General features: G+C 72.6%; 26 protein-coding genes and 3 tRNA genes. 13 read left to right on the plus strand and 16 right to left on the minus strand.

Annotated features, from left to right (window positions below; all coding sequences use genetic code 11):
* Positions 1-9: 9 nt before the first annotated feature.
* A tRNA-Trp gene (locus tag Q0L15_RS04865) sits at positions 10-82 on the minus strand.
* A gap of 138 nt (positions 83-220) precedes the next feature.
* Here Q0L15_RS04865 and Q0L15_RS04870 point away from each other — a divergent pair.
* The 3 genes from Q0L15_RS04870 to Q0L15_RS04880 are packed head-to-tail and all read left to right on the plus strand — an operon-like array spanning position 221 to position 3,041.
* The gene (locus Q0L15_RS04870; protein ID WP_296602692.1) at positions 221-1,495 is read left to right on the plus strand and encodes an aminotransferase class I/II-fold pyridoxal phosphate-dependent enzyme; all 1,275 of its coding nucleotides are present in this window, start codon (positions 221-223) and stop codon (positions 1,493-1,495) included.
* Positions 1,492-2,562 carry an adenosine deaminase gene (locus tag Q0L15_RS04875; protein WP_296602638.1) on the plus strand — a complete coding sequence of 357 codons (1,071 nt, stop codon included), beginning with the start codon at positions 1,492-1,494 and terminating at the stop codon, positions 2,560-2,562. Before Q0L15_RS04870 ends, Q0L15_RS04875 begins: the two co-directional genes overlap by 4 nt.
* A complete protein-coding gene (locus Q0L15_RS04880; RefSeq protein ID WP_296602639.1) occupies positions 2,559-3,041 on the plus strand; it encodes a DUF4190 domain-containing protein in 483 nt (160 codons plus the stop codon). Before Q0L15_RS04875 ends, Q0L15_RS04880 begins: the two co-directional genes overlap by 4 nt.
* Before the next feature lie 163 nt (positions 3,042-3,204).
* Here Q0L15_RS04880 and Q0L15_RS04885 read toward each other — a convergent pair whose 3' ends face one another.
* The 3 genes from Q0L15_RS04885 to Q0L15_RS04895 are packed head-to-tail and all read right to left on the minus strand — an operon-like array spanning position 3,205 to position 5,025.
* The gene (locus Q0L15_RS04885) at positions 3,205-4,245 is read right to left on the minus strand and encodes a UDP-N-acetylmuramate dehydrogenase (protein WP_296602641.1); all 1,041 of its coding nucleotides are present in this window, start codon (positions 4,243-4,245) and stop codon (positions 3,205-3,207) included.
* Positions 4,238-4,627, minus strand: coding sequence for a MaoC/PaaZ C-terminal domain-containing protein (locus Q0L15_RS04890; protein ID WP_296602642.1), 390 nt, complete (start codon positions 4,625-4,627; stop codon positions 4,238-4,240). The genes Q0L15_RS04885 and Q0L15_RS04890 overlap by 8 nt, the downstream gene beginning before the upstream one ends.
* Positions 4,624-5,025, minus strand: a complete 402-nt coding sequence (locus Q0L15_RS04895; RefSeq protein ID WP_296602644.1) for a MaoC family dehydratase N-terminal domain-containing protein — start codon at positions 5,023-5,025, stop codon at positions 4,624-4,626. Before Q0L15_RS04895 ends, Q0L15_RS04890 begins: the two co-directional genes overlap by 4 nt.
* A 50-nt stretch (positions 5,026-5,075) precedes the next feature.
* Here Q0L15_RS04895 and Q0L15_RS04900 point away from each other — a divergent pair, with 50 nt between their 5' ends.
* Positions 5,076-6,029, plus strand: coding sequence for a hypothetical protein (locus Q0L15_RS04900; RefSeq protein WP_296602646.1), 954 nt, complete (start codon positions 5,076-5,078; stop codon positions 6,027-6,029).
* A gap of 53 nt (positions 6,030-6,082) precedes the next feature.
* Here Q0L15_RS04900 and rpmG read toward each other — a convergent pair whose 3' ends face one another.
* The 3 genes from rpmG to Q0L15_RS04915 form a co-directional block, all read right to left on the minus strand.
* Positions 6,083-6,253 (minus strand): 50S ribosomal protein L33, encoded by a 171-nt coding sequence (gene rpmG / locus Q0L15_RS04905; RefSeq protein ID WP_296602648.1) that lies wholly within the window; start codon positions 6,251-6,253, stop codon positions 6,083-6,085.
* Between the two features lie 57 nt (positions 6,254-6,310).
* Positions 6,311-6,384, minus strand: a tRNA-Met gene (locus Q0L15_RS04910).
* Between the two features lie 55 nt (positions 6,385-6,439).
* Positions 6,440-6,512 (minus strand) — tRNA-Thr (locus Q0L15_RS04915).
* Between the two features lie 30 nt (positions 6,513-6,542).
* Here Q0L15_RS04915 and Q0L15_RS24950 point away from each other — a divergent pair.
* Positions 6,543-6,929 carry an acyl-CoA thioesterase domain-containing protein gene (locus tag Q0L15_RS24950; RefSeq protein ID WP_366939540.1) on the plus strand — a complete coding sequence of 129 codons (387 nt, stop codon included), beginning with the start codon at positions 6,543-6,545 and terminating at the stop codon, positions 6,927-6,929.
* Here the strand turns inward: Q0L15_RS24950 and Q0L15_RS04920 are convergent.
* On the minus strand, positions 6,919-8,319 hold the full coding sequence (locus Q0L15_RS04920) for an amidase (protein WP_296602650.1): 1,401 nt from the start codon (positions 8,317-8,319) through the stop codon (positions 6,919-6,921). The genes Q0L15_RS24950 and Q0L15_RS04920 overlap by 11 nt on opposite strands.
* A 23-nt stretch (positions 8,320-8,342) precedes the next feature.
* On the minus strand, positions 8,343-9,530 hold the full coding sequence (locus tag Q0L15_RS04925; RefSeq protein WP_296602652.1) for an ROK family protein: 1,188 nt from the start codon (positions 9,528-9,530) through the stop codon (positions 8,343-8,345).
* 87 nt (positions 9,531-9,617) lie between these two features.
* Between Q0L15_RS04925 and zwf the strand changes: the two genes are divergently transcribed.
* From zwf to eda, 3 genes are read left to right on the plus strand one after another with little or no spacing between them, the layout of a single operon-like run.
* Positions 9,618-11,126 carry a glucose-6-phosphate dehydrogenase gene (gene zwf / locus Q0L15_RS04930; protein WP_296602654.1) on the plus strand — a complete coding sequence of 503 codons (1,509 nt, stop codon included), beginning with the start codon at positions 9,618-9,620 and terminating at the stop codon, positions 11,124-11,126.
* Positions 11,123-13,006 carry a phosphogluconate dehydratase gene (gene edd / locus Q0L15_RS04935; RefSeq protein WP_296602656.1) on the plus strand — a complete coding sequence of 628 codons (1,884 nt, stop codon included), beginning with the start codon at positions 11,123-11,125 and terminating at the stop codon, positions 13,004-13,006. Before zwf ends, edd begins: the two co-directional genes overlap by 4 nt.
* Entirely contained in the window at positions 12,990-13,628 is a 639-nt protein-coding gene (gene eda / locus Q0L15_RS04940; protein WP_296602657.1) for a bifunctional 4-hydroxy-2-oxoglutarate aldolase/2-dehydro-3-deoxy-phosphogluconate aldolase, read from the plus strand. Before edd ends, eda begins: the two co-directional genes overlap by 17 nt.
* A gap of 238 nt (positions 13,629-13,866) precedes the next feature.
* Here the strand turns inward: eda and Q0L15_RS04945 are convergent, their stop codons facing one another.
* Entirely contained in the window at positions 13,867-14,445 is a 579-nt protein-coding gene (locus Q0L15_RS04945) for a DNA-3-methyladenine glycosylase I (protein WP_296602658.1), read from the minus strand.
* Between the two features lie 90 nt (positions 14,446-14,535).
* Between Q0L15_RS04945 and Q0L15_RS04950 the strand changes: the two genes are divergently transcribed.
* Positions 14,536-14,976 (plus strand): CHRD domain-containing protein, encoded by a 441-nt coding sequence (locus Q0L15_RS04950; RefSeq protein ID WP_296602660.1) that lies wholly within the window; start codon positions 14,536-14,538, stop codon positions 14,974-14,976.
* Positions 14,977-15,041: 65 nt separating this feature from the next.
* Here Q0L15_RS04950 and Q0L15_RS04955 read toward each other — a convergent pair whose 3' ends face one another.
* Together Q0L15_RS04955 and Q0L15_RS04960 are read right to left on the minus strand one after the other, a co-directional pair.
* The gene (locus Q0L15_RS04955) at positions 15,042-16,013 is read right to left on the minus strand and encodes a pirin family protein (RefSeq protein ID WP_296602662.1); all 972 of its coding nucleotides are present in this window, start codon (positions 16,011-16,013) and stop codon (positions 15,042-15,044) included.
* 34 nt (positions 16,014-16,047) lie between these two features.
* Complete coding sequence (locus tag Q0L15_RS04960; protein WP_296602664.1) at positions 16,048-18,426, minus strand: FdhF/YdeP family oxidoreductase; 2,379 nt, start codon at positions 18,424-18,426, stop codon at positions 16,048-16,050.
* Positions 18,427-18,591: 165 nt separating this feature from the next.
* Between Q0L15_RS04960 and Q0L15_RS04965 the strand changes: the two genes are divergently transcribed.
* Positions 18,592-19,395, plus strand: a complete 804-nt coding sequence (locus tag Q0L15_RS04965) for a hypothetical protein (protein WP_296602665.1) — start codon at positions 18,592-18,594, stop codon at positions 19,393-19,395.
* A 4-nt stretch (positions 19,396-19,399) separates the two neighbouring features.
* Here the strand turns inward: Q0L15_RS04965 and Q0L15_RS04970 are convergent, their stop codons facing one another.
* The gene (locus Q0L15_RS04970; protein ID WP_296602666.1) at positions 19,400-19,702 is read right to left on the minus strand and encodes a DUF1905 domain-containing protein; all 303 of its coding nucleotides are present in this window, start codon (positions 19,700-19,702) and stop codon (positions 19,400-19,402) included.
* A gap of 84 nt (positions 19,703-19,786) precedes the next feature.
* Here Q0L15_RS04970 and Q0L15_RS04975 point away from each other — a divergent pair, with 84 nt between their 5' ends.
* Positions 19,787-20,899: a glycosyltransferase gene (locus tag Q0L15_RS04975; RefSeq protein WP_296602667.1), complete on the plus strand. Its 1,113-nt coding sequence runs from the start codon at positions 19,787-19,789 to the stop codon at positions 20,897-20,899.
* Between the two features lie 10 nt (positions 20,900-20,909).
* Here Q0L15_RS04975 and Q0L15_RS04980 read toward each other — a convergent pair whose 3' ends face one another.
* Entirely contained in the window at positions 20,910-21,776 is an 867-nt protein-coding gene (locus tag Q0L15_RS04980; RefSeq protein WP_296602669.1) for an aldo/keto reductase, read from the minus strand.
* 16 nt (positions 21,777-21,792) lie between these two features.
* Entirely contained in the window at positions 21,793-23,001 is a 1,209-nt protein-coding gene (locus Q0L15_RS04985) for a homogentisate 1,2-dioxygenase domain-containing protein (protein WP_296602671.1), read from the minus strand.
* An 86-nt stretch (positions 23,002-23,087) separates the two neighbouring features.
* Between Q0L15_RS04985 and Q0L15_RS04990 the strand changes: the two genes are divergently transcribed.
* Both Q0L15_RS04990 and Q0L15_RS04995 read left to right on the plus strand, forming a co-directional pair.
* On the plus strand, positions 23,088-23,939 hold the full coding sequence (locus Q0L15_RS04990) for a hypothetical protein (RefSeq protein ID WP_296602672.1): 852 nt from the start codon (positions 23,088-23,090) through the stop codon (positions 23,937-23,939).
* Complete coding sequence (locus Q0L15_RS04995; protein ID WP_296602674.1) at positions 23,939-25,060, plus strand: fumarylacetoacetate hydrolase family protein; 1,122 nt, start codon at positions 23,939-23,941, stop codon at positions 25,058-25,060. Before Q0L15_RS04990 ends, Q0L15_RS04995 begins: the two co-directional genes overlap by 1 nt.
* Here the strand turns inward: Q0L15_RS04995 and mptB are convergent.
* On the minus strand, positions 24,982-26,541 hold the full coding sequence (gene mptB / locus Q0L15_RS05000; RefSeq protein WP_296602676.1) for a polyprenol phosphomannose-dependent alpha 1,6 mannosyltransferase MptB: 1,560 nt from the start codon (positions 26,539-26,541) through the stop codon (positions 24,982-24,984). The genes Q0L15_RS04995 and mptB overlap by 79 nt on opposite strands.
* Positions 26,542-26,634 lie beyond the last annotated feature (93 nt).

A 26,634-nucleotide genomic window follows, 5' to 3' on the forward strand; every position in this document is an offset into this window, starting at 1 on the left:
TCAAATCTGCAGGGCACGAGGGACTTGAACCCCCAACCTTCGGTTTTGGAGACCGATGCTCTGCCAGTTGAGCTAGTGCCCTCCGATGGCCCTGCGGGTCGCACTCGCTTGAGGGCGCGACCGAGCATCTGGCTGAACCACCGTCCAGGAGTCTACGGGGCCACTGGTCCGAGCACCAATCGATCTCTGAGACCATGGCCGCGTGAGTGAGCACCAGCACCTGTCCCGTCCGCTGGCAGAGCGGTCCCGTGACGACCTCGAGGCCTTCCGGGCCACCGAGCAGGCCGCGTACGACGCCCTGGTGGCGTCCGGCCTGAAGCTGGACCTCACGCGCGGCAAGCCGTCAGCCGAGCAGCTCGACCTCGCCGACGGGCTGCTGCAGCTCCCGACCGCGACCACCTCCCCGGACGGCGTCGATGCCCGCAACTACGGCGGCCTGTCCGGCGTCCTGGCACTCCGGGAGATGTTCGCCGAGCTGCTCGGCCTCGAGGTCGAGCAGCTCTCGGCGCAGGGCAACTCCAGCCTCACGCTGATGAAGGACGTGCTGACCTACCTGTGGCTGCACGGCGGCGTCGACTCCGAGCGCCCCTGGGGTGCTGAGGAGAAGGTCCGGTTCATCTGCCCGGTGCCCGGCTACGACCGGCACTTCGCGCTGACCGAGTGGTTCGGCATCGAGATGGTGACGGTGCCGATGGCCGCCGACGGCCCCGACGCCGAGGCGGTGGCCGCGCTCGTCGCCGACGACCCCACCATCAAGGGCATGTGGCTGGTCCCGACCTATGCGAACCCCACCGGTCAGGTGACCTCGCAGGAGGTCGCGGAGCGGCTCGCGTCGATGCCGACCGCGGCACCGGACTTCAAGATCTTCTGGGACAACGCCTACGCGCTCCACCACCTCACCGCCGAGGAGTCCAAGAGCGCGGACGTCCTCACGCTCGCCGCGGTCGCGGGCAACCCGAACCGGCCGGTCGTGTTCGCCTCCACCTCGAAGATCACCTACGCCGGCGCCGGCGTCGCGTTCATCGGCGGCTCGACGGAGACGATGGCGTGGTACCACCGCCACCTCGGTCTGGGCTCGATCGGTCCCGACAAGGTCAACCAGCTGCGGCACCTGGAGTTCTTCGGCACCGCCCAGGGCGTCCGCGACCACATGGTGCGCCACCGCGAGCTGCTCGCGCCGCGCTTCGACGAGGTCGAGCGGATCCTGACCGAGCGGCTCGATGGTCTCGACATCGCGACGTGGACCCATCCTCGAGGGGGCTACTTCGTGAGCCTCGACGTCCTCCCCGGCACGGCCAGCCGGGTCATCGAGCTCGCGAAGGCCGCGGGCGTGGCGCTGACCCCGGCCGGATCCGCCTTCCCCTACAAGCGCGACCCGCGCGACGAGAACATCCGGCTCGCGCCCTCCTTCCCCGTCCTCGCCGAGGTCACCGGCGCCATGGAGGCCGTCGCCACCTGCGTCCGCCTGGCTGCCGCGGAGAAGCTGCTCGCGTGAGCCAGGCCCAGCCTGGATCCACGGAGCCCGGCTCGGTGCGCGACCTGCACCGGCTGCCGAAGGCGCACCTGCACCTGCACTTCACGGGGTCGATGCGCCACTCCACGCTGCTCGAGCTCGCTGCGCGCGATGGCATCGCCCTGCCCGACCAGCTGGTCGAGGAGTGGCCGCCGACGTTGTCGGCCGCCGACGAGAAGGGCTGGTTCCGCTTCCAGCGGCTCTACGACGTGGCCCGCTCGGTGCTGCGGACGCCGGCCGACGTACGCCGCCTGGTCCGCGAGGCCGCCGAGGACGACGTCCGCGACGGCGGCAGGTGGCTGGAGATCCAGGTCGACCCCAGCGGCTACGCAGCCCGCTTCGGCGGGATCACGGCGTTCACCGACCTGGTGCTCGACGCGGTCCGCGAGGCGGAGCAGGCGACGGGGCTCGGCATCGCGGTCGTCATCGCCGCCAACCGCACCCGTCATCCCTTGGACGCTCGCACGCTCGCCCGCCTCGCTGCCCAGTACGCCGGCCGCGGCGTCGTCGGGTTCGGTCTCTCCAACGACGAGCGGCGCGGCAGCACCGCCGACTTCGCCCCCGCCTTCGCGATCGCCGAGCGGGCGGGCCTGCTGCTCGCACCGCACGGTGGCGAGCTGCGCGGGCCCGAGCACGTGCGTGTGTGCCTCGACGCGCTGCACGCGCAGCGCCTGGGCCATGGGATCCGCTCCGCCGAGGACCCGCGGCTGCTGGACCGGATCGTCGAGGCCGGGGTCGCGCTGGAGGTCTGCCCGGTCTCCAACGTGGCGCTCGGCGTCTACTCCGACCTGACCTCGGTGCCGCTGCCCACGCTGCTCGCCGCGGGTGCCACCGTCGCTCTCGGCGCCGACGACCCACTGCTCTTCGGCTCCCGGCTGGCGGGTCAGTACGCCACGATGCGCGCCGCCCACGAGCTCGGCGACGCCCAGCTCGCCGAGCTGGCCCGGATGTCGGTGCGCGCCTCGCGCGCCCCCGACGACGTGCGCGCGCGTGTCCTCGCCGACATCGACGGGTGGCTGGCCAGCGACCCTGCGACGATGAGCTCATGAGCGACCCGAACCAGCCAGGTCAGCCCTACCCGCCGCAGGACCCCTCGGGCCAGCAGCCGCCGTACGGCCAGCCCTACGGCCAGCAGCCCTACGGCCAGCCGGGCTACGGCCAGCCCTACGGCCAGCCGGGCTACGGCCAGCCCTACGGACAGCCGGGCTACGGCCAGCCGGGCTACAGCTGGGCCCCCAAGCCGCCCGAGCACCCCTCGGCGACGACCGCGATGGTGCTCGGGCTGATCGGCCTGGTCGGCATCCTCGTGTGCGGCGGCCTGACGCTGGTCGTCTCGCCGTTCGCCTGGGCGATCGGCGGACGGGCCCTGCGAGAGATCGACGAGAATCCCTCGGCCTACAGCGGCCGCGAGATGGCCTCCGCCGGCCGGGTCATGGGCATCGTCGGCACCGGGCTCCTGGCACTGGGCGTGCTCGCGGTGATCGTGTTCTTCGCGCTCGTCGTGGGCGTCGCGACCACGAGTCCGTAGGAGTCAGCTGAACAATCCGCGCGGCTGCGCGACGACCGGTGGAGCGTTGGCGGCGTTCACCTCGGTCGACGTGACCCGTCACGCCTTCCCTCGGCCGCCTGGCCACCGCACACACCGGACGCCGCTCGCGTTCGCCCGTCTTGTTCAGCAGACTCCTCGGGCGTCAGAGCTCGCAGCCGACCAGCACCGGCTCGTTGACGAGCCGGATGCCGAACCGCGCCTCCACGCCGTCGCGCACCTCGCGCGCCAGGGCCAGGAGGTCGCCGGTGCTCGCCCCACCCCGGTTGGTGAGCGCCAGGGTGTGCTTGCCGGACAGCGCCGCAGTCGGACCGCCGTGGCCCTTGCCGAACCCCGCGTGCTCGATCAGCCAGGCAGCGCTGGTCTTGACGGTGCCGTCGGGCTGCGACCATGCCGGAGCGCCGTCGGGTACGGCGGTGGGCTCGACGACCGGGTTGGTGAAGAACGACCCGGCGCTCCACGTGTCGTGGTCGACGTCGTCGAGCACCATGCCCTTGCCGCGGCGCAGCCCGAGCACGGCCTCGCGGACGTCGGTCAGCGGCGCCCGCTGCCCCACCTCCACACCGAGGGTGCGCGCCAGCTCGGCGTAGGCCACGGGCTGGCCGAGGCTGCCCTGGCGCAGCTGGAAGGTCACCGAGAGCACGACGTGGCGTCCGCCCCACGCATCGCGTCGGTCGGCCTTGAAGCGGGAGGTGCGGTAGCCGAAGCGGCAGTCGGCGTTGGCGAACGTGCGGATCCCGCGCAGCGTGCGGTCCCACACCCGGACCGACGCGATGGTCTGGCTCACTTCCTGCCCGTAGGCGCCGACGTTCTGGATCGGCGTGGCTCCGACCGACCCGGGGATGCCCGACAGGGCCTCGACGCCCGACCACTCCCGCGCGACGGCGAGGGCGACCAGGTCGTCCCACGGCTCCCCGGCCGCGACCGTGACCATCGCCCCACCGCAGGAGGCGTCGCCGGCGTCGTCGGTCTCCACGCCGCGGGTCGCGACCTCGACGACCGTGCCCGCGAAGCCCTCGTCGGCGACGACGAGGTTGCTGCCTCCGCCGAGCACGAGCACGGGCTCACCGGCCGTGTCGGCCGCCTCGACGGCGGCGACCAGCTCGGCCTCGGTCGTCGCGCGCACCCAGCGCGCGGCCGGACCGCCGAGGCGGAGCGTGGTGTGGTCGGCGAGCCGCTCAGCCACGGACGACCGCCTTCGGCATGCCCAGCACCTTCTGTCCTTCGCAGGTGACCGTGAGAGCCACCGTCGTCAGCCCCTCCGCGGAGTCCTTCACCTCACCGGCGACCTCGATGTCGACGCCGCCCTCGGCCGGCACGACGACGGGGTTGGTGAACTTGCAGCCGAAGCTGACGGTCTCGGTGCCGGGGAACCACTCCGAGACCGCCCGGGCGGCCAGCGCCATCGTGTACATGCCGTGGGCGATCACGCCCGGCAGCCCGACGCTGCGCGCGACGTCCTCGTCCTGGTGGATCGGGTTGTGGTCGCCGCTCGCCGCTGCGTAGCGGACGAGGTCGGCGCGGGTGATCGTGAACGTCCGGGTCGGCAGCGAGCTCGCCTGGGTCATGACGCGGCCCCCCGGTGGACGAGCGTGGCGCTGGTCGAGCAGACCAGGGCTCCGGAGTCGTCGGTGATCTCGCTCGTGGTGCCGATGATGTCGTTGCCCGCGATCTGGCGCAGGCTGCTGACCGTCAGCGTCGCGGTCAGCACGTCGCCGGGCACGATCGGGCGCTCGTAGGCGAACCGCTGCTCGCCGTGGACGATGCGGTGCAGCTCGATCGCCTCGGCCGCCAAGAACGCGTTCATCGCGTCGAACGCGAGCACGATCGGGAACGTCGCAGGCGCCGGCCCCCCGGCGTACTCGTCCCCGGTCGCGGCGACGAAGGTCCGCACCGCCTCCTCGGTCACCGCATAGGGTCGGGTGGGTGGGAAGACCCGACCGACGAGCGACTGGTCGACTGGCATGGCGCCAACCTAGCCAATGGTGGTCGTGGCTCGCGCTGGCGCTGGCTGCGGTGGCGCTCGCCACCGGGTGCACCACGGAGAAGCTCCCGCTGCCCGGCCGCGTGGACCAGAAGGCCGGCTGCGGCCCGCTGGAGTACGGCGAGGTGCGCGGGCGCCCGCCGGGCTACCTCGACCGGCAGGCTCTCGACCGCTTCCGCAACGACCACGCGGTGTGCGCGGGCGTGTGGCTGCGCACCGGCCGGGGCTTCGTGCCCCAGGGCGTGGCCGTCGACGACGGCAGCGCCTGGGTCAGCGGCTTCGACGGGGGCGCGCCCCTGCACTTTCGCTACTGCATCATCGACCGCGTCGACCTGCGCACCGGGAAGGTGCTCGACCGGCTCGACCCGGTCGCCGGCCAGGTCGGCGACCGCGACCCCGTCTACTGCCGGCACGGCGGCGGCCTCGTCGACGACGAGCACGGTCTCTGGCTGGTGGAGACGAGCCGTCTGTGGCTGATCGATCCCGACACCCTCGACGTCCAGCGGGTCTGGGCGCTCGCCGACCCGTTGCGCGGCTCGTTCGCGCTCGTCGACGGCCAGGGCCGCCTCGGCATCGGACGGTGGTACCCGCACCGGGCCGGGCAGGTCGACTGGTTCAGCACCGACCAGCTGGTCGCGTCGTCCGCGCTGGACCTCACCCTCGAGATGGCCGACGGCGCGACGCCGGCTCCCCGGGCCACCCAGGGGGCCGTCTGGGCGGCACCCGGCGGCGGCAGGCCGGCCGCGTGGTTCACCCATTCGGTGACCCGGTGCGGCGTGCTGGTCGGCCCCGAGGGGACCCGGCGCCGGGCGTTCGTCCCGGGCGCGGAGGGGATGGACCTGGTCGGAGACGACTCGCTGTGGGTCGTCAGCGAGTCGGGCACGAGGCACTACCAGGACCTCGGCGGCCGCCCGGTCGTGCCGATGCTGGTCCGACTCGACCTGTCCGACTTCGGGTCCTGGCGCCGACCGGACTGCGAGGTCTAAATGCAGTTGACCCGCCCGAAAGTTTCGGGCGGGTCAACGAGAGAAGACGGCGATCAGCGGGTCTCGCGGTGCGCGGTGTGCGTGCGGCAGCGCGGGCAGAACTTCGCCAGCTCCAACCGGTCAGGGTCGTTGCGGCGGTTCTTCTTCGTGATGTAGTTGCGCTCCTTGCATTCCACGCACGCGAGCGTGATCTTGGGGCGAACGTCGGAGCTCTTGCTGGCCACGGGAAGTCCTTCGAGGTCGATGCTGGGTGTCGCTGATGGAACGAGGTCAAGTCGCAGTAGCGGGGGCGGGACTCGAACCCGCGACACCACGATTATGAGCCGTGTGCTCTAACCACCTGAGCTACCCCGCCACGAGGGCACGGCTGCGTGCTCCAGACTAGCCGGAGCACACAAGATCTTGCCCAGAGCCCCTTTACGGAATCGAACCGTAGACCTTCTCCTTACCATGGAGACGCTCTGCCGACTGAGCTAAAGGGGCAACGACGGAGCACAATACACAGGGGTGCGGGTGAACGAAAAATCGGCTCGACCGACCGCCTTCTACCGCCGTCTCGACAGCCCCTCGGACCCCACCGACGACCACCGCGAGACCCTCGAGTCGCTGCCCTCGACGGCCGGTCCGTGGACCCCCGAGGCCCGGCGCGGAGGGCCGCCTGCGGCGCTGCTCGCGCGGGCCGTGGAGCGCCTGCCCGCGGCCACCGGCACCCGCATCGGACGGTTCACGATGGAGCTGCTCGGACCGGTCCCGGTCGGTCCCGTGGCGCCCCCCTGCCCTGGTCGAGGGCGAGCCGACCAGCCCGGTCCAGCGGCTGCTGGCGTGCATCGACTCCGCCTCCGGGGTCAGGTCGCGCGCTCGTCGCAGGCGCTGCTCGTCGTCCCCCGGGTCAGTCGGTGATCCGCCGCCAGGGCGCGGCCTCCTCGAGCTCGTAGGCGAGCTCCAGGAGGGTGGCCTCGCGGCCGGCCCCGGCGGCGAACATCATGCCCAGCGGCATCCCGCTCGACGTGGTCGCGAGCGGCAGCGAGATCGCCGGGTCGCCGGTCGCGTTGTGCCACGGCGTGAACGTGACCCACTCGAGGATGCGCTCCATCACCGTGTCGAAGTCGTTGGTGGGGTCGAGGTGGCCGACCAGCGGCGTCTCGTGCGCGAGGGTCGGGGTCAGCACGACGTCGTAGCGCTGGTGGAACAGCGCCGAGACCCGTGTGAGCCGGCGCAGGCGGGAGATCGCGCCCGGCAGTCGGTGGATCCGGCGCCGGCAGTGCCGGTCCAGGCCGAGCGTGAGGTTGTCGAGGCGCCCGCGGTCCCACGACGGCCCCGCGACGCGGCGTCCCGAGCGCACGATCGTCATCGCGAGCATCGACCAGTACAGCAAGAAGTCCTCCGGGACGGTCGCCGGAGCGGGGTGCTCGACCTGCTCGACCTCGTGGCCGAGCTCCTCCAGCAGGCGCGCGGTCTTGAGCGTGAGCTCGGAGACCTCCGGCGACACGGTCCGACCGAGGCCGCCGGTGTGGACGGCCACGCGCAGGCGGGCCCGGCCGGGCCGGGTGACGTCACCGATCGGCGGCAGCGACAGAGCGCGGTAGACCCGCTCGGCCTCACGGAGGAACGCGGCGGTGTCGCGCACCGACCGGGTCAGCACGCCGTCGCTAACGATCCGCACCGGCATCTGCCGGGTCATCCGGTCCTGGGCGAGCCGGTCGCGGGTGGGCTTGAGGCCGACCAGGCCGTTGACGGAGGCGGGGATCCGGATCGAACCACCGCCGTCGTTGCCGTGGGCGATCGGCACGGCGCCGGCGGCGACCAGCGCCGCCGTACCGGCCGAGGAGGCGCCGGCGGTGCGCGCGGTGTCCCAGGGGGACCGGACCGGCCCGAGCCGCGGGTGCTCGGCCGACGGGCTGAACCCGAACTCCGAGAGCTGGGTCTTGCCGAGCGGCACCAGGCCCGTGGCCAGGAACATCCGGGCGAAGTCGCCGTCGCGGGCGGCCGGCCGGCCCTGGTAGGCGTCGCAGCCCTGCTGGGTGGGCATCCGGGCGACGTCGACGTTGTCCTTGACCAGCGTCGGTACGCCCGCGAAGTAGCCGCCGCGCGGGTCGCGGGCCTCGGCGCGGGCGCGGTCGAAGGCCACGGAGGAGAGCGCACGCAGCTCCGGCTGCAGCCGCTCGGTGCGGGCGATGGCGGCCTCGACCGCCTCGGGGATCGCGACCGACCCCTCCTGGATCGCCTCGACGAGCCCGACCGCGTCGAGGGAGCCCAGCGCGTCGTCGCCGAAGGCGTGTACTCGGGTCACGCGCACAAGGTAGTGCCCCGGGGTCAGCCCTGCCCGGCCAATCGGCTGTCGACCGCCACCGGGCTGAGCACGTGGTCGAGCGCGAGGGCCGCGCACCCGACGACACCGGCGCGGGCGCCGTGCGTGGAGGGCAGGAACTTCAGGTCACGGGTCGCGAGCGGCGCGGCCCGGCGGTAGACGCTCTCGCGGACGCCGGCGACGTAGAAGTCGAAGGCCGCGCCCATGTCGCCACCGATGACGACGGCCGCGGGGTTGAACAGGTTGATCGCGACGGCCAGCACCTGGCCGAGCTCGCGGCCGCTGTCGCGCAGCAGCCCGCGCGCGACGGAGTCGCCCTGGAGCGCGAGCGCCACCAGCTCGCGCACGTGGCCGACCGGGTGGCCCGACTCGGCCATCCGGGCCACCAGCGACCAGCCGCCGGCGATGGTCTCCAGGCAGCCCACGGCGCCGCAGCGGCACGGCAGGTCGCCGGCGGCATCGACGATCGTGTGGCCGATCTCGCCGGCCGCGCCGAGGTGGCCGCTGAGCACCCGGCCGCCGGCGATGATCCCGAGGCCCAGGCCGGTCGAGGCCTTGACGACCAGCACGTCGCCGAGTTCGCCCGCTCCCCCGAGCAGCTCGGAGCGCGCGAGGACGTCGGCGTCGTTGCCCACGAACAGCGGCGCGGGCGCGAGGTCGGCGAAGTAGGGCGCGAGCGGGACGCCGTCCCAGCCCGACATGACCGGCGACCCGATGCTCAGGCCCCGCGCCGGGTCGAGGGTGCCGGGCAGGCTCAGCCCGATGCCGAGCACGGGCGGTTCGATGCTCTCCAGCAGCACCCGGAACCGGTCGACGATCTCTGCCATCAGCTCGTCGGGGCCGACGCCGACCTCGTGGTCGCGGGAGTCGGCGGTGAGCTCCTGACCATCGAGGTCGAGCACGGCCAGCTGGGTGCGGGACCGGCCGATCGCGACCGCGAGGACCACGCCGGCGTCCTTGTTGAAGACCAGCGCCCCGGGCGGCCGGCCGCCGGTGGAGGCGAGCTCCTCGCCGAGCAGCAGCAGGCCGGCCGAGGTCAGCGAGCTGACGCGCGCCGTGACGGCCGTGCGCGAGAGCCCGGTGAGGGCGCGCAGCTGGGATCGGGTGATGGCGCGTCCGGTGCGGACGAGCTCGAGCAGCTCGCCGGCGGTGGCGGGAGCGGCGGTCTCGCGGTTCTCGACCAGCTGAGTCACGAGCTGAGCATAAACCGGTCTTCTTTGTTCTTGAAAAGACCTTAGATAGGGTTGTATCGATCCAAACTTCTCTCTAGCGTTGACGCCATGGACCCGACTCCGGCCCCGCACGCCCTGCCCGAGGTGTGCGACTTCACCGTGTTCGGAGGGACCGGAGACCTCGCGCTCCGCAAGCTGCTCCCCTCGCTCTACCACCGCGACCTCGAGGGCCAGCTCCCCGCCGACACCCGCATCCTCGGCGTCTCGGTCTCGCCCATCGACGACGACGGGTGGCGCGAGCAGGTGCGCCTCGCCCTCACGACGCACGTCCCGCGTGGCGACCTGCGCGAGGAGGTCGTCGAGCGGTTCACCGCCCGGCTGCACCACCTCCCCCTCGACGCCCAGGACCCCGACGACTGGCACCGTCTGCACGAGCTGCTCAAGGACCGGCCGCGCGTCGAGGACGCCGTGCGCGTCTTCTACCTCGCGGTCGCCCCACGGCTGTTCGGGTCGATCTGCCAGCGCCTCGACGAGATCGGCGTGGTCGACGACCGGGCCCGCGTCGTGCTGGAGAAGCCGATCGGCCACGACCTTGCCTCGGCCCGCGAGGTCAACGAGGCCGTCGGACGGGTCTTCGCCGAGTCGCAGATCTTCCGGATCGATCACTACCTCGGCAAGGAGAGCGTCCAGAACCTCCTGGTCACCCGGTTCGCCAACACCTTCCTCGAGCCGCTGTGGAACTCCCGGTGGGTCGACCACGTCCAGATCACGGTCTCCGAGACCGTCGGCGTCGGCGGTCGCGGTCCCTACTACGACAACGCGGGCGCCATGCGCGACATGGTGCAGAACCACCTCCTGCAGCTGCTGTGTCTGGTGGCGATGGAGCCGCCGACGTACGTCGGGCGCGAGACGGTCCGCGACGAGAAGCTCAAGGTGCTCCAGGCGCTCAAGCCGATGTCCGAGGAGGACGTCGACCGCGACACCGTCCGGGGCCGCTACGTCGCCGGGCTGGTCGACGGCGCCGCCGTGCCGTCGTACTCCGACGACCTCAAGGCCACCGGTGGCCAGGGCGGCTCGCTCACCGAGACGTTCGTCGCGCTCAAGACCGAGGTGCAGAACTGGCGGTGGGCCGGGGTGCCGTTCTACCTGCGCACCGGCAAGCGGCTGGACCGTCGGGCCTCCGAGATCGTCGTTGTCTTCAAGGAGCCGCCGCACTCGATGTTCCCCGGGGCCGAGGGCGTCACCACCCCCAACCGGCTGCACATCCAGGTCCAGCCCGACGAGGGCATGAAGCTGCACCTGACCGCCAAGGAGCCCGGGCCCGGCGGCTACCGGCTGCGCCCGGTCTCGTTGGACCTCAGCTACGCCACCGCGTTCCAGGTCCGGCTGCCCGACGCCTACGAGCGGCTGCTCATGGACGTCATGAAGGGCAACCCGACGTTGTTCATGCGTCGCGACGAGGTCGAGGCCGCGTGGACGTGGACCGAGCCGATCCTCAAGCGCTGGGCGGCCAACGCCGAGCGCCCCAAGCGCTACCCCGCCGGCACGCCCGGACCCACCGCCGCCGCGATGCTCCTCGAGCGGGACGGCCGAACCTGGCAGGAGCTCGACCAGTGACCACCCAGATCAACGCGACGGTCCAGGCCGTCACCGACCGGATCGTGGCCCGCAGCGCCGAGAGCCGAGCGGAGTACCTCCGCCGCATCCGGGAGGCCGGCGAGGCGGGTCCGGCCCGCGGCCGGCTCGCGTGCGCCAACCTCGCCCACGGCTTCGCCGCCGCCGAGCCCGACGACAAGCGCGCGCTGCGCGGCCACGTGAAGCCGAACCTCGCGATCGTGTCGGCCTACAACGACATGCTCTCGGCGCACCAGCCGTTCCGCGACTACCCCGAGCAGCTGAAGAAGGCCGTGGTCCGCGCGGGCGGCATCGCCCAGTTCGCCGGCGGCGTGCCTGCCATGTGCGACGGCATCACCCAGGGCCGCGACGGCATGCAGCTCTCGCTCTACAGCCGCGACGTCATCGCGATGTCGACCGCGATCGCGCTCTCCCACGACATGTTCGACGGCGCGCTGATGCTCGGCGTGTGCGACAAGATCGTGCCCGGCCTGCTGATCGGCGCGCTGTCCTTCGGCCACCTGCCGACGGTGTTCGTGCCCGCCGGTCCGATGGCCTCGGGGCTCCCGAACGGCGACAAGGCCACGGTCCGCCAGCTGTACGCCGAGGGCAAGGTCGGCCGCGCCGAGCTGCTCGAGGCCGAGGCGGCGTCGTACCACTCGGCCGGCACGTGCACGTTCTACGGCACCGCGAACTCCAACCAGCTGCTCATGGAGCTGCTCGGGCTGCACCTGCCGGGCTCGTCGTTCGTCAACCCCGGCACCCCCATGCGGGAGGCGCTCACCCGCGCCGCCGGACGGCGGGCGACCGAGATCACCCGCCAGGGTGGCGAACCGACGCCGATCGGCGAGATCGTCGACGAGCGGGCGATCGTCAACGCCTGCGTGGCGCTGCTGGCCAGCGGCGGGTCGACGAACCACACGATCCACCTGGTGGCGATCGCCCGCGCCGCCGGCATCACGCTGACGTGGGACGACCTCTCCGACCTCTCGGCCGTGGTGCCGCTGCTGTGCCGGATCTACCCCAACGGCGCCGCGGACGTGAACCACTTCCACGCCGCCGGCGGCATCGCGTTCCTGGTGCACACGCTGCTGCGCGCCGGGCTGCTGCACGAGGACGTCCGCACCGTCGCCGGCCGCGGCCTCTCGCTCTACACCCGCGAGCCGGTGCTCCGTGGCCGTGACCTGACGTGGGAGGAGGGGCCGAAGGAGTCGCTCGACCTGGCGGTGCTGCGGCCTGCCGACGCGCCGTTCGCGCCCGACGGCGGCTTGCGCGTGCTCACCGGCCCGCTGGGCCGCGCCGTGGTGAAGACCTCGGCCGTGACGCCCGAGCAGCGGCTGGTCACGGCTCCCGCCGTCGTCTTCGACGACCAGGCCGACCTGCTCACGGCGTTCGGCGCCGGGGAGCTCGACGGCCGCGACTTCGTCGCGGTGATCCGCTACCAGGGCCCGGCCGCCAACGGCATGCCGGAGCTCCACAAGCTGACCCCTGCCCTCGGTGTCCTCCAGGACCGAGGGCAGCGGGTCGCGATCGTCACCGACGGCCGCATGTCCGGCGCGTCCGGCAAGGTCCCGGCAGCCATCCACGTCACCCCCGAGGCGGCACTCGGCGGACCGCTCGCGCGGGTGCGTGACGGCGACCTGGTCACGGTCGACCCGGACGCCGGCGTGCTCGACCTGCACGTCGACCGCGAGGAGCTCGCGGCCCGGCCGATCACCGGTGGCGCCCCGCAGGGCGCCGACTGGGCGGGCACCGGCCGCGAGCTGTTCGCGGCGTTCCGCTCCACTGTCGGATCCGCCGACACCGGCGCCAGCGTGTTCCCCGGCGTCACCGCCCCGCCCGCTCCGCGATCCCAGGAGACCCCCGTTGCCCAGCCTGCCTGAGTCCCTCCCCGGCTCGATCCTCGACGTCGTACCGGTGCTGCCGGTCGTCGTGATCGACTCGCTCGACCACGCGGTGCCCGTCGCCCGTGCCTTGGTCGCCGGCGGACTGCCCGCGATCGAGCTGACGCTCCGCACGCCCGTCGCCCTCGACGCGATCAAGGCGATCGCCGCCGAGGTCCCGGAGATCCTGGTCGGCGCCGGCACGATCGTGACGCCCGCCCAGGCCCAGCAGGCCGCCGACGCCGGTGCGTCGTTCCTGGTCTCACCCGGCGCGACGCCGTCGCTGCTGACCGCGATGCGCGACACGGGCCTGCCCTTCCTGCCGGGCACGGCGACCGTGTCTGAGGTGCTCGCCGCCCTCGAGGCCGGGTGCACCGAGCTCAAGTTCTTCCCCGCCGAAGCGTCCGGTGGGGCGACGTTCCTCCAGTCCGTCGCCTCACCGGTCCCGGCCGCCCGCTTCTGCCCGACGGGTGGCATCACGATCGCGTCCGCTCCGACGTACCTCGCCCTGACGAACGTCGGGTGCGTCGGCGGCTCGTGGATCACCCCCGCCGACGCGCTCGCCGCCGGCGACTGGGACCGGGTCACCCGCCTCGCCGCTGAGGCCGCCGCCCTGCGCTGAGGCGGTCACGGTCGGCGCGACAGATGCCCGGGTCGAGCCACGTGCGCGGGCGCCGCCTCGCCGACTTAATACACATGTATGTAGTCAGGCAGGGCCTCTCCCGTGGCGCGGGCCAGCGCTTCAGGAAGAGGTGGAGCCGCGTCGAGGAAGCCAGGGCCTTTCTGCGGCAGCAGGACACCCGCATCTGCGCCGAGCCCGACCACGGCGGGGTGACGAGCTCGACCAACCGACGTCGTGGTCAGGCGTGCGCCCCGTGGCGGAAGCAGCCGACCAGGTGGGGGTCGAAGAGGCCGAGCGCCTGCATCAGGGCGTACATCGTGGTCGGGCCCACGAAGGCGAAGCCGCGCTTCTTGAGGGCCTTGGAGAGCGCGACCGACTCCGGCGAGATCGAGACCATCTCGGAGGTGTCGTGCCACTGGGTCGGCTCGTCGGGGGCGAAGGAGAGCACGAAGTCCTCGAGCCCCTCCGCGTCGCGCAGCGCGACCGTCGCCCGGGCATTGGTGAGCGTGGCCTCGATCTTCAGCCGGTTGCGCACGATGCGCGGCTCCTGCATCAGCCGCTCGACGTCGCCCTCGTCGAACGCCGCGATCGCGTCGGCATCGAAGTCGTGGAAGACCTCTCGGAACGCCGGGCGCTTGGTGAGGATCGTCGCCCAGGACAGGCCGGACTGGAACGCCTCGAGGGTGAGCCGTTCGAAGTACGCCGACTCGCCGTGGACCCGCTCCCCCCACTCGGTGTCGTGGTAGTCGCGCATGACGCCCGGCCCGCCGGCCCACGGGCAGCGCGCGACGTCGTCCTCTCCGATCACCGGTCCCATGGCGCACATCCAAGCGCACGGCACCGACAGTCCTTGAACCATCCTCGCCCGGCCGACGTGTCTCCAGCAGGACCCATCACGGGAGGCACCATGTCGATCCGCACTTCTCGCACCATCGTGGCCCTCGGCGCGTTCGCCCTGGCCGCCGCCGGCACGCTCGCGGGCACGCCCACCCAGGCCGCGCCCGCTCACCGCGCCGCCGTCCAACGACTCGAGGCGACGCTCCGGCCCAGCGGCGACCCGGACGGGTCGGGCGAGGCGCACCTGACCCTCGCCAAGGCGCGCGGCCGCGTCTGCGCGAACATCACCTGGCAGGACATCGCCACCCCCGACTCGGCTCACATCCACCGCGCCTCGGACGGCAGCATCGTCGTCGACCTGGGCCGCTCGGTGACCGGGGGCTCGCACTGCGCGACGGGCGTTCCGTCCCGGACGATCACCACGATCCTGCGGCACCCGGGGCGCTTCTACGTCAACGTCCACAACGCTACCTACCCGGCCGGCGCCATCCAGGGCACCCTGCGCCGCTGATCCCCGCTGGTCCCCCACGCACCTGGCAGAACTGCTGCCGATCGGCCGCAACAGGAGCAGATACGTCAGGTGCGTGGGCGCAACCGGGCGTTGGGGAGGGGCGGGGCGGGGATCGGCGGACGCTCGTCACCCACCGGGACGCCGAAGTGCCCGTCGACCAGACCGGCGTCGGTGATCTGCGCCTGCCACTCCTCGCGCCAGGCGACGACCTCCTCGTGGGTGCGCGCCACGATGTTCCACCACATCACGATGCTCTCGCCGAACGGGGGCCCACCGAGCAGCAGCACGCGGACCGCCTCGTCGTGCGCCGTCAGCGTCAGGGTCGAGCGGCCGGGCGGGACGTAGGCGAGATCGTCCTTCTTCGTCTCGACACCCTCGACGGACAGCACCCCCGTGTCCGCGAGCACGCCGTGCTCGAACGTCTCGTCCACCTCGAGCGCCAGCGTCGCGCCGGGGTCGAGCAGCAGCTCGGCGCCGAGCAGCGGGGTGTACGTCGGGACCGGCGAGGCGTCACCGAGCAGCGAGCCGAGGAAGACCCGGGCCTCCCACCCGGGGCCGGTCACCGGCGTCGGGGCGTGGTGGGCGAAGCCGGGGTCGACGAACCGGTCGGCGTCCGGCAGCGCCACCCACAACTGGGCGCCGTGCAGCGTCGTGGTCGAGGGCGGCGAGACCTCGGAGTGGCTGATCCCGCGGCCGGCGGTCATCAGGTTGACCTCGCCGGGGCGCACCATCGCGTGGTGGCCCGCACTGTCGCGGTGCTCGACCTCGCCGGTGAAGAGCCAGCTCACGGTCTGCAGCCCGGTGTGCGGGTGCGGCGGGACCACCATGCCTCCGGTGTCGGCGACCAGGTCGGGTCCGTAGTGGTCGACGAAGCACCAGGCGCCGATCAGCGAGCGCTGTCGCTGCGGGAGCGTCCGGCGCACCCGCATGGCCCGTGGCCCGCCGAGCGGGACGTCCCGCGGCGTCATGATCTCCACGCCCGGCGTGACCGCGCCCGCGCAGGTGACCTCGTCGGGCCGGTCCTCGAGGTTGCTCACGCGTCCAGTGTGCCGGGTCCGGCCAGCATCGTGGTCAGCTGAGGTGGTGCGGCTGCACAGCGCGCTTCGTCTCGTCGCCCCGTCCGGCCGGGATCATCTTGTTGGCGTCGCTGGCCTGCGTGACCCCGGTCGGGCCGCCGTTCGCCGGCTCGAGACGCACGATGACCGACTTGTAGGCGGGCTGGTTGCTGCCCTCGGCGGTGTGCTCGAGCGGCACGAGCGGGTTGGTCTCGGGGTAGTACGCCGCCGCGCAGCCGCGCGGCTGGTCGTAGGCGACCACCCGGAACGTCGGCACCTGCCGCTCGGTCCCGTCGGCCCACTCGCTGATGATGTCGACGTGGTCGCCCTCGGCGAACCCGAGCGCCGCGATGTCGTCGCGGTGCAGGAACACCACCCGGCGGCCGCCCTCGATGCCGCGGTAGCGGTCGCTGAGGCCGTAGATCGTGGTGTTGAACTGGTCGTGCGAGCGGATCGTCTGCAGCAGCAGGCGGCCGTCGGGGACGTGCAGCACCTCGATCGGGCTCACGGTGAAGATCGCCTTGTCCTTCTCGGTGGGGAAGGAGCGGGTGTCGCGCGGCGGGTGCGGCAGCGTGAAGCCGCCGGGCTGGTCGACCTTCTCCTCGTAGGCGGCGCAGCCCGGCACGACGCGCGCGATCCGGCGGCGGACCTCGGTGTAGTCGGCGCGGAAGTCCGCCCACGGGATGCCGCGCCCGTCCGGGAGCGTCGCCTCGGCGATCGAGCAGACGATGTCGACCTCGGAGCGCAGGTGGGGCGAGGCCGGCTCGAGCGGACCGTGCGAGGCGTGGACGGCCGACATCGAGTCCTCGACCGTCACCCGCTGACGCCGGCCGCCGGTGAGGTCACGCTCGCTGCGGCCGAGCACGGGCAGGATCAGCGCCTCGCGGCCGTGGACCACGTGGGAGCGGTTGAGCTTGGTCGAGACGTGCACGGTCAGCTCGGCGGAGCGCAGTGCCTCCTCGGTGACCGAGGTGTCCGGAGCCGCGGAGACGAAGTTGCCGCCCATCCCCATGAACACCTTGGCGTCGCCGTCGCGCAGCGCCTTGATCGCCGCGACGCTGTCGAAGCCGTGCTCGCGGGGTGGTTCGAAGCCGAACTCGTCGCGCAGCGCGTCGAGGAAGTGCTCGGGGGCGCGCTCCCAGATGCCCATGGTCCGGTCACCCTGCACGTTCGAGTGGCCACGGACCGGGCACAGGCCCGCCCCGGGCTTGCCGATGTTGCCCTGCAGGAACGCGAGGTTGGCGATCTCCTTGACCGTCGCGACCGCGTTGCGATGCTGGGTGATGCCCATCGCCCAGCAGAAGACCGTGCGCTCCGAGGACTGCAGCATCCGGGCTGCCTGCTCGATCTCGTCGCGGGACAGGCCGGTCGAGGCGAGCACGGCGTCCCAGTCGAGCAGGGTCGCGGCGGCGGCGTACTCGTCGAAGCCGGTGGTGTGCTGGTCGATGAAGTCGCTGTCGACCGCGCCCCACGCCAGCAGCAGGTGGCCGAGGGCCTGCAGCAGCGCCAGGTCGCCGTTGGTGCGGATCTGCAGGTAGAGGTCGGCGAGGCCGGTGCCGCGACCGAGGACGCCGCGCACCTTCTGCGGGTTCTTGAACCGGACCAGCCCGGTCTCCTTGAGCGGGTTGACCGCGATGATCCTGGCGCCGTTGCCCTTGGCCTCCTCGAGAGCGGTCAGCATGCGCGGGTGGTTGGTGCCCGGGTTCTGACCCATGATCACGATCAGCTCGGCGTGGTGGATGTCGTCGAGCGTCACCGATCCCTTGCCGATGCCGATCACCTCCGCGAGCCCCACCGACGTGGACTCGTGGCACATGTTCGAGCAGTCGGGCAGGTTGTTGGTGCCGTAGGCACGGGCGAAGAGCTGGTAGAGGAACGCAGCCTCGTTGGAGGTCTTGCCCGAGGTGTAGAACACCGCCTGGTCGGGCGAGATCGCGTTCAGGTGGCGACCGATGGTGGCGAACGCGTCGTCCCACGTGATCGGCTCGTAGTGGGTCGCGCCGGCTCGCAGCACCATCGGCTCGGTGATGCGCCCCTGGCGGTTGAGCCAGTAGTCGGTGTGCTCGGCGAGCTCGGCGACGCTGTGGCGGGCGAAGAAGTCGCGGTCGAGCCGCTCGCGGGTCGCCTCGTCGGAGACGGCCTTCACGCCGTTCTCGCAGAACTCCGCCGGGTGGCGGTGCCCGGCGGCGGGGTCGGGCCAGGCGCAGCCCTGACAGTCGAAGCCGTCGACCTGGTTGAGCTTGCGCAGCGTGCGGGAGGAGCGCACCACGCCCATGTGCTCGACAGCGCGCTTCATCGCGACCGCGACCGCCGGGACCCCGGCGGCGGAGCTCTTCGGCGCGCCGACGTGGACGTCGGCCTCCTCGATCTCGTGCTGGCGTGACCTGCGTCTCATGACGACCATCCTGTCCGGCCGGGCAAGTCCCGGGAACCCTGGGGTGGCGGTACCCGGAGCAGCCGACCGGATGCCTGCCAATAGCCCGAATGAGCCTGTCCGAACGGGTGAGGACGGCGCTACGTTGCGACTGCCTGCCCATCGGTACCGATCAGGAGCACACGCATGTCCACGCACGAACCCCCTCCCGGCAACGTCCCCCCGCCCCCTCCGGGCGGCTACGGCCAGACCCCGCCGCCGCCACCTCCTCCGGCGCCGTCGTACGGCGGCGGTGACAACACCGGCTACAGCCTCGGCAACGCGCTGTCCTACGGCTGGGCGAAGTTCCAGGCCAACACGGGCCAGATCATCGTCTCCGCGGTCGTCCTGGTGGTCGGTCTCGGCGTCGTGGCCGTCCTGGGCACGCTCGTCATGAACGCGATGACCAGCGACGCGTCCTGCTCGGTGGACAACGGCGTGCTGAACTGCGACGAAGGCACCGGGTTCTTCGGGCGCCTGATCCTCCAGTCGCTGCTGTCCGCCGTGCTGCTGGTGGTTGCCTGGGTCATCGGCGCCGGCCTGGTCCGGGCCTCGCTCAACGTCACCGAGGGCAAGCCGTTCCTGTTCTCCGACGTCGTCAAGGCCGACAAGATCGGCTCGGTCGTGGTCGCCAGCGTGCTGATCGCGATCGCGACGTTCATCGGCACGATCCTGTGCTACCTGCCCGGCCTGGTGGTCGGCTTCGCGACGTCGTACACGCTGTACTTCATCATCGACAAGGACATGGCGCCGATCGACGCCATCAAGGCCAGCGTGATGTTCGTGAAGGACAACCTCGCGAACACGATCGTCTGGTACATCGTCGGCGGCCTGGTCGCCGCGGCCGGCTTCCTCGTCTGCGTCGTCGGCGCCCTGGTCAGCGTGCCAGTGGTGCTGCTCGGCACGGCCTACACCTACAAGACGCTCAACCGCGAGCCGGTCGCTCCGTAGGGCGTCAGACCAGCTCGAGCCGCAGCCGCGCCGGGTCCCCGACCTGGAGGGACTCGGCGCGGCGCACGGCCTTCTTGACCGGCAGCACGTAGCCCCGCTCCTTGTCGGGGAACACCGAGGTGCGCCAGGTCGAGCCGCCCAGCGTGACCTCCACCCGCACCGACCCGAACCCGCGCGGCGGGCCGGAGCGCAGCTGGATCTCCTCGGTCTCGTCGGCCGGCACCGTCGCGAACACCCACGAGGTGCCGGCGGGAGAGGACGACCACTCCCACAGCTCTGCCTCGAACTCGCACGCCCACCCGCTCATGCCTCCAGGCTGCACCATCACGCCGACACCGGACATCCACCGCGACCTCGCCGGGCGTTCACGCCGACACGGGACCGTCGGGACGTGCGCATCGCCCAGCTGGCCAACTTCATCGGACCCGCCTCCGGGGGCATGAAGACCGCGGTCGCTGCCCTGGGCGCCGGGTACGCCGCCGCCGGGGCCGAGCGGCTGCTCGTCGTGCCCGGGCCGGTCGACGCGGCCCGCACCACCGAGCACGGCGACGTCGTGCAGGTGCGGGCGCCCCGGGTGGGTGGTGGCTACCGCCTGATCGTCGAGCCGTGGCGGGTCATCGACGTGCTGGAGCGCTTCGCGCCCACGTCGGTCGAGCTCAGCGACAAGCTCACGCTGCTCCCGGTGGCGCGGTGGGCACGACGGCGCGACGTCGGCTCGGTGCTGTTCTCCCACGAGCGTCTCGACGACATGTTCGCGATGCGCAGCGGTCTCGAGACGACCTCGAAGGTCTCGATCGCGCTGCTCAACCGGGTGCTGGTGCGCAGCTTCGACACCGTGGTCGTGACCTCGCGCTATGCCCAGCGCGAGTTCCAGGCCGTGGCCGACGCGGCGGGCTGCCCCATGACGCGCGTCCCCCTGGGCGTCGACCTGGAGACGTTCCGGCCGCATCCCGCGCCGGTCTCGCCCGTGCTGCGCCTGGCCCACGTGGGCCGGCTGTCGCGGGAGAAGTCCCCCCATCTCGCGGTCGCGACGGCCGTCGAGCTGCATCGTCGGGGCGTGCCGGTGCGGATGGACGTGTACGGCGACGGCCCGCACCTCGACGAGCTGGTCGAGGTCGCGGGCGACGCCCCGGTGAGGTTCCACGGGTTCGTCGAGGGACGCGAGGACCTCAGCCGCAGGATCGCGCAGGCAGACGTGGCGCTCTCGGTCTGCCCCGGCGAGACGTTCGGGCTGGCTGTTCTCGAGGCGTTGGCCAGCGGGACGCCGGTCGTCACGGCCGGCCGTGGGGGCGCCCGCGAGCTGGTCGACGGGCACTCGGGAGCCTGGGGCGAGCCCGACCCGGTGTCCCTCGCGGACGCGGTGCTGCGGGTGGCCGCCCGGCCCCCCGACTTACGACGGCGCGCCGCGCGGCTGCGAGCCGAGCGGTTCCCGTGGCAGACGACCGTCGACCGGATGCTCGACGTGCACGCGGCCGTCTCCGACGGGGCGCTGGTGCCGGCCTAGCCGCCTCAGCTCACCAGGGCATCGACACGAACGGCGAGGAGTACGCCGGGTCGCCTGCGAGCTGGGCCTCGGCGTCGGCGACCGGGATCCGGTGCCGCTCGGCCTCGAGCAGCATGGGGAGCAGGTGGACGTCGCCGGCGGTGGGGATGCCGGTGATCTCGTCGTGCGACAGAGCCCAGGACACCGCGGCGGTGATGCGGGCCTGGTCGTCGTACGGCTCGTACCAGGTGGTGTACCGCTGGGCATCACCCTCGGGCCAGTTGCGGCGCGACACGGTCTTGATCGTCATCAGGCCGGCGTCCTGCCGTCGCACCTCCGCGACCAGGGCCTCGTAGTCGGCGCGGTAGGACTCGTCGCGCCACAGCACCGGGTTGAGCGGGGTGAGCACCGTCGCGAACGGGTGCCGACGCAGTGCCTCGAGGTGGGTGGCGGGCGCTTGGTCGCCGTGGCCGGTGATGCCGACCGCGCCGACCATGCCCTGCTCCTGGGCCTGCAGCGCGGCCTGGAGGGCGCCGCCGGGACCGGTCGCCCGGTCGAGGTCGGCCAGGTCGCCGACGGCGTGCAGCTGGAGCAGGTCGAGGTGGTCGGTCTGCAGCCGCTCGAGCGAGGCGTTGATCTCGCGCCAGGCCGACTCGCGGTCGCGCTCACCCGTCTTGGAGGCCAGGAAGACCCGGTCCCGGATCCGCGGCATCCACGGCCCGAGCCGCAGCTCCGCATCGCCGTAGCTGGCCGCCACGTCGACGTGGTTGATGCCCCCGTCGAGAGCCTCCTGGATCGAGCGGTCCGCGACGTCCTGCGTCACCTCGCTCAGGGCGGCGGCGCCGTAGATCAGGACCGAGCTGCGATGTTCCAACCTGCCGAGCCTGCGCGTCTCCACGACTCCACTATGCACCTCAGGAGTTGGAGAACACCGCCGGGTTTCCGCCGTCCGGCCCACGCCCCGCCCACGTCCAGGCGTACGCCGGGTCCTCGACCGCCAGCCCGCCCTCGCCGAGCTCGAGCGGGGCGAACGTGTCGACCATGACCGCCGACTCCTCGAAGTACTCCACGCCCAGCGAGGCCTCGATCGCCGCGGGCTGCGGCCCGTGGGCGTAGCCGCCGGGGTGCAGCGAGATCGAGCCCAGGCCGATGCCCGAGCCCTTGCGCGCCTCGTAGTCGCCACCGACGTAGAACATGACCTCGTCGCTGTCGACGTTGGAGTGGTAGTAGGGCACCGGGACGGCCAGCGGGTGGTAGTCGACCTTGCGCGGCAGGAAGTTGCAGATCACGAAGTTGTGGCCCTCGAAGACCTGGTGCACCGGCGGCGGCTGGTGCACCTTGCCGGTGATCGGCATGAAGTCCTCGATGTTGAACGTGTAGGGGTACAGGCAGCCGTCCCAGCCGACCACGTCGAACGGGTGGGTCGCGTACGTCATCCGGGTCCCGACGACGCCCGCGCTGGTGCGGTGCTTGACCAGCACCTCGACGTCGGTGCCCTCCGCCGTGAACGGCGCGGTCGGCCCGTGCAGGTCGCGCTCGCAGTACGGCGCGTGCTCGAGCAGCTGGCCGTAGCGCGACAGGTAGCGCTTCGGGGGCGCGATGTGGCTGTTCGCCTCGATGGCGTAGAGGCAGCTGCGCTCCGCTGGCACCCACCGGTGCGTGGTCGCCCGCGGGACCACCACGTAGTCGCCGGCGCGGTAGGAGATCACGCCGAACACGGTCTCGACCACGCCCGACCCGGACTCGACGTACACGCACTCGTCGCCGATCGCGTTGCGGTAGTACGGCGACGGGTCGGTCCCGGCGACGACGTAGGAGATCCGCACGTCGTTGTTGGCGAGCACGAGGCGACGGTCGGTGACGGGGTCCCGCCCGGTGTCGAGGTCGTGGAGCTTCAGGTGCCGGGCCTTGAGCGGGTGGTTGGGTGTGCGCGACTGGTCGGGCAGCTCCCAGACCTCCGAGCCGACCAGCGCCGACGGCACCCCGCGGTGGTAGAGCAGCGAGGAGTCGGAGGAGAAGCCCTCCTCGCCCATCAGCTCCTCGTAGTAGAGGCGGCCCTCAGGGTCTCGTGCCTGCGTGTGTCGCTTCGGCGGCACCTCGCCGAGGCACCGGTAGTGAGCCATCGCCCTGTCGATCCTCTCCGCGAGACCATGACACCGATAATCGAACACACTCGTCCGCTATGTGCCTGCTCGCTAGAGTAGCGACCGTGTCAACGGAACCCCTCCCCCTGGCCTGGCGCGGCCTGGTCGACGACGCCGCGATCTTCCCGCCGGGCGACGCCCCGCTGGCCGACGCGGCAGCCGCCCACCTCGCGCGCCGCTCGCAGCCGTACGCCGACCTCGTCGGCACGTTCGTCGTCAAGGACACCGACCTGCCGGCGCTCAAGGCCACGCCCCTGGCCCTCTCGGTCGTCGTGACCGGCGGCGCGGGCGCCATCGCGGGCGTCGCGTCGCTGGCGCGCAAGCTGCACATCGCCGTCGAGGGCGTCGAGATCGCGCTCCGCGATCCCGGCGACCCGGTCGGCGCGGCTCGGCGGGTGAGCGCGGCCGTCGACGCCGTCCGCGCCGAGGGGCAGCTCGACGACCACGTGCCGGTCCACGTCGAGATCCCGGCCGACTGCACACCGGGCTCCTGGCTCGCGGCGGCCGACGAGGTCGCCGCGCAGGAGTTCCGGCTCAAGCTCCGCACCGGCGGGCTCGAGGCGACCACGTTCCCGTCCGCACCGACCCTCGCCGGGTGGATCGATGCCGCGCTCGACCGCGAGACGCCGTTCAAGTGCACCGCCGGGCTGCACCGCGCCGTGCGGCACACGGGCCCTCCGGAGTCCGGCGGCTTCGAGCACCACGGCTTCCTCAACCTCCTCCTCGCCACCAGCCGCGCGTTCGACGGGGCGACGACGGCCGAGACCACCGAGCTGCTCGAGCGCCGCGACGATCGGGCGCTCGCCGCCGAGGCGCGTGAGCTCGACCTCGGCGGCGCCCGGCGCTGGTTCACCTCCTTCGGGTCCTGCTCGGTCGACGAGCCGCGGGACGACCTCGTGCGACTGGGGCTGATGTGATGAACGGCTTCGGTCTCGACCACCTGCCGTACGGCGTGTTCTCCGTCGCCGGCGGCCCGCGCCGGGTCGGCGTGCGCATCGACGACGGCGATGAGTCCTGGGTCGTCGACCTGTTCGCGGCCACCGGCCGCCCCGAGCTCGAGGCACCCTCGCTGAACGCGTTCATGGCGCTGGGGCCCGACACCTGGCGCGAGACCCGGGAGCAGGCCGCGGCGGAAGCCGAGGCGCTGCGGCACGCCGTACCCCTCGCGGACGTGGCGCTGCACCTGCCGATCGAGGTCGCCGACTACGTCGACTTCTACGCCAGCGAGCACCACGCGACCAACGTCGGCCGGATCTTCCGCCCCGACGGCGAGGCGCTGCTGCCCAACTGGAAGCACCTGCCGGTCGGCTACCACGGCCGCGCCGGCACGGTCGTCGCCTCGGGCACCCCGATCGTGCGGCCCTCCGGGCAGCGCCGTGGCGACCCGACGCCGACGTACGGCCCCTCGACCCGCCTGGACATCGAGGCCGAGCTCGGCTTCGTCGTGGGGGTGGGCTCCGAGCTCGGATCACGCGTGTCGTACGACGCCTTCGCCGAGCACGTCTTCGGCGTGGTCGGGCTCAACGACTGGTCCGCGCGCGACATCCAAGCCTGGGAGTACGTGCCCCTCGGCCCGTTCCTCGGCAAGTCCTTCGCGACGTCGATCTCCCCGTGGGTGACCCCGCTCGCCGCGCTCGACGCCGCGTGGGTCGAGCTGCCCGGGCAGGATCCCGAGCCGCTGCCGTACCTCGGCCCCGGCGCCACCCGGGGGTTGGACATCGACGTCGAGATCGAGGTGAACGGCGAGGTCGTCAGCCGCCCGCCGTACCGCACGATGTACTGGTCGCCGGCCCAGATGCTCGCCCATCTCACGGTCAACGGCGCGAGCCTGCGCACCGGCGACCTGTTCGCGTCCGGCACGATCAGCGGCCCCGAGCCCGACCAGCGCGGCTCGCTGCTCGAGCTGGGCTGGGGCGCCGACGACGCGTTCCTCGACGACGGCGACGAGGTGGTGCTGCGTTACACGGCGCCGGGCACGTGGGGCGGGCGGATCACGCTGGGCGAGGTCGGCGGCGTCATCACGCCGACCTCCACCTGAGGCTCGATCAGCACCGGGGGGTCGGGCCGCTGCACGGGGATCCACTCCGCGCCGACGATCCGCTCGATGCGGGTCCGCGACCGTCGGGTGAGCAGCAGCAACGGCACGAGCATGGCGACGATCATGCTGCCGAGCACGATCGCGTAGTAGGCGTCGTGGAGCGATGAGTCCATCGGCGCGACCAGGCCGAAGACCGTCGACACCGCGAGCAGGCCCGCGGCGGCGACGCGGGGCAGCCGGATCGCGGCGAGGAACGGCACCACCCACAGCAGGTACCACAGGTGCACGACCGGGCCGAGCAGCACCGTGACGCCGACGACCAGCGCCACGGCCTCCAGCGCACGAGCCCGGTCGCCGGTGCGCCAGCGCAGGGCGGTGACGACGACGGTGCCCACGGTGGCGACGGTGCCCACCTGGCGCACGATCCCCAGGAACGTCGCCGGCGACGTGCCGAGGCCGAGTGCTGCGGAGATCCAGTCGAGCAGCCCACCGACCAGCGTCGTGGCCGAGAGCGGGGTGCTGACCGTGCCGGGGACGCCCAGCGCGTGCGCCCATCCGCTGCCCAGGCCGGTGAGGACGCCGAGCCCGAGCAGCACGCCGACCGACACCAGGCCCACGCCGCCGAGCCGGCGCACGCGATCGCCCCAGGCGGCCGCCACGGGCAGCGTCACCAGCGCGACGCCGACACAGACCAGTCCGCCGGGGAGCTTCACCGCGGCCGCGAGTCCTCCGAGCACGGCACCGGCCACCCAGCCGCGCTCCACCGCCACCACCAGGGCGGCCGCCATCAGCCCGACCATGAGCAGGTCGTTGTGCAGTCCGCCGACGCCGTTGGCGAGCATCAACGGCGACACCAGCACGACGGCCGAGGCCAGCGCCGGGTCGACCCCGCTCCACTCCGCGAGCCGCGGCACCGCCCAGGCGAGCAGCACCAGACCGACCAGCGCGAGCAGGCGGTGACCGACGACCAGCACCCACGGGTTGCCGGTGAGGCCGGCGGCGGCCTCGCCGAACGCCACGGGCACCGGCCCGTACGGCGTCACCGTGAGCATCCAGCGCGGGTCGACCGCCTCGGCCACGGGCAGCCCGGCGATCGCCCCGGGGCCGTACTCGTACGGCGAGAGCCCCAGGTGCGCCAGCATCCCCTGCGCGGCGTAGGACCAGCCGTCGCGGGAGAACAGCGGCGGCGCCAGCACCAGCGGCGCGCTCCACACGGCCGCGGCGTACCGCACCAGCGACAGCGCGTCCTCGCGGTCCTCGCCCTGGGCCACGGCCACGTGGCGGCACAGCGAGAGCCAGGAGGCGGCGACCAGGCCCAGGCCCAGCAGGACGACGGACAAGCCGGCCATCCGACCGGCCTCCGCGCCGCGCAGGTCGGCGAGGGGGGCCAGGCCCATCAGCCAGGTCGACCCCGGCAGCGTCGACACGACGAGCCCGCCCACCAGGACGAGCACCCCGCCCGCGAAGCCACGAGTCAGCACGCGATGCACGGTAGGGAGCCGGCCCGACGGGGAGGCGAACGGCGAGAGACCCCGCGGCGTACGCCGGACGAGCAGCCGATCGCGGGTCTACGG

Origin of the sequence: Nocardioides sp., from assembly GCF_024509035.1 — a bacterium.
In the GTDB taxonomy this organism is placed as follows: Bacteria; Actinomycetota; Actinomycetes; order Propionibacteriales; family Nocardioidaceae; genus Nocardioides.

What these genes read in the sequence shown, in the direction of transcription:
- Q0L15_RS04880 (WP_296602639.1), top strand. Translation starts at nt 2,559, where the DNA reads ATGAGCGACCCGAACCAGCCAGGTCAGCCCTACCCGCCGCAGGACCCC.
- Q0L15_RS04890 (WP_296602642.1), bottom strand. Translation starts at nt 4,627, where the DNA reads ATGACCCAGGCGAGCTCGCTGCCGACCCGGACGTTCACGATCACCCGC.
- Q0L15_RS04895 (WP_296602644.1), bottom strand. Translation starts at nt 5,025, where the DNA reads ATGCCAGTCGACCAGTCGCTCGTCGGTCGGGTCTTCCCACCCACCCGA.
- zwf (WP_296602654.1), top strand. Translation starts at nt 9,618, where the DNA reads ATGGACCCGACTCCGGCCCCGCACGCCCTGCCCGAGGTGTGCGACTTC.
- Q0L15_RS04945 (WP_296602658.1), bottom strand. Translation starts at nt 14,445, where the DNA reads ATGGGACCGGTGATCGGAGAGGACGACGTCGCGCGCTGCCCGTGGGCC.
- Q0L15_RS04950 (WP_296602660.1), top strand. Translation starts at nt 14,536, where the DNA reads ATGTCGATCCGCACTTCTCGCACCATCGTGGCCCTCGGCGCGTTCGCC.
- Q0L15_RS04960 (WP_296602664.1), bottom strand. Translation starts at nt 18,426, where the DNA reads ATGAGACGCAGGTCACGCCAGCACGAGATCGAGGAGGCCGACGTCCAC.
- Q0L15_RS04965 (WP_296602665.1), top strand. Translation starts at nt 18,592, where the DNA reads ATGTCCACGCACGAACCCCCTCCCGGCAACGTCCCCCCGCCCCCTCCG.
- Q0L15_RS04970 (WP_296602666.1), bottom strand. Translation starts at nt 19,702, where the DNA reads ATGAGCGGGTGGGCGTGCGAGTTCGAGGCAGAGCTGTGGGAGTGGTCG.
- Q0L15_RS04985 (WP_296602671.1), bottom strand. Translation starts at nt 23,001, where the DNA reads ATGGCTCACTACCGGTGCCTCGGCGAGGTGCCGCCGAAGCGACACACG.
- Q0L15_RS04995 (WP_296602674.1), top strand. Translation starts at nt 23,939, where the DNA reads ATGAACGGCTTCGGTCTCGACCACCTGCCGTACGGCGTGTTCTCCGTC.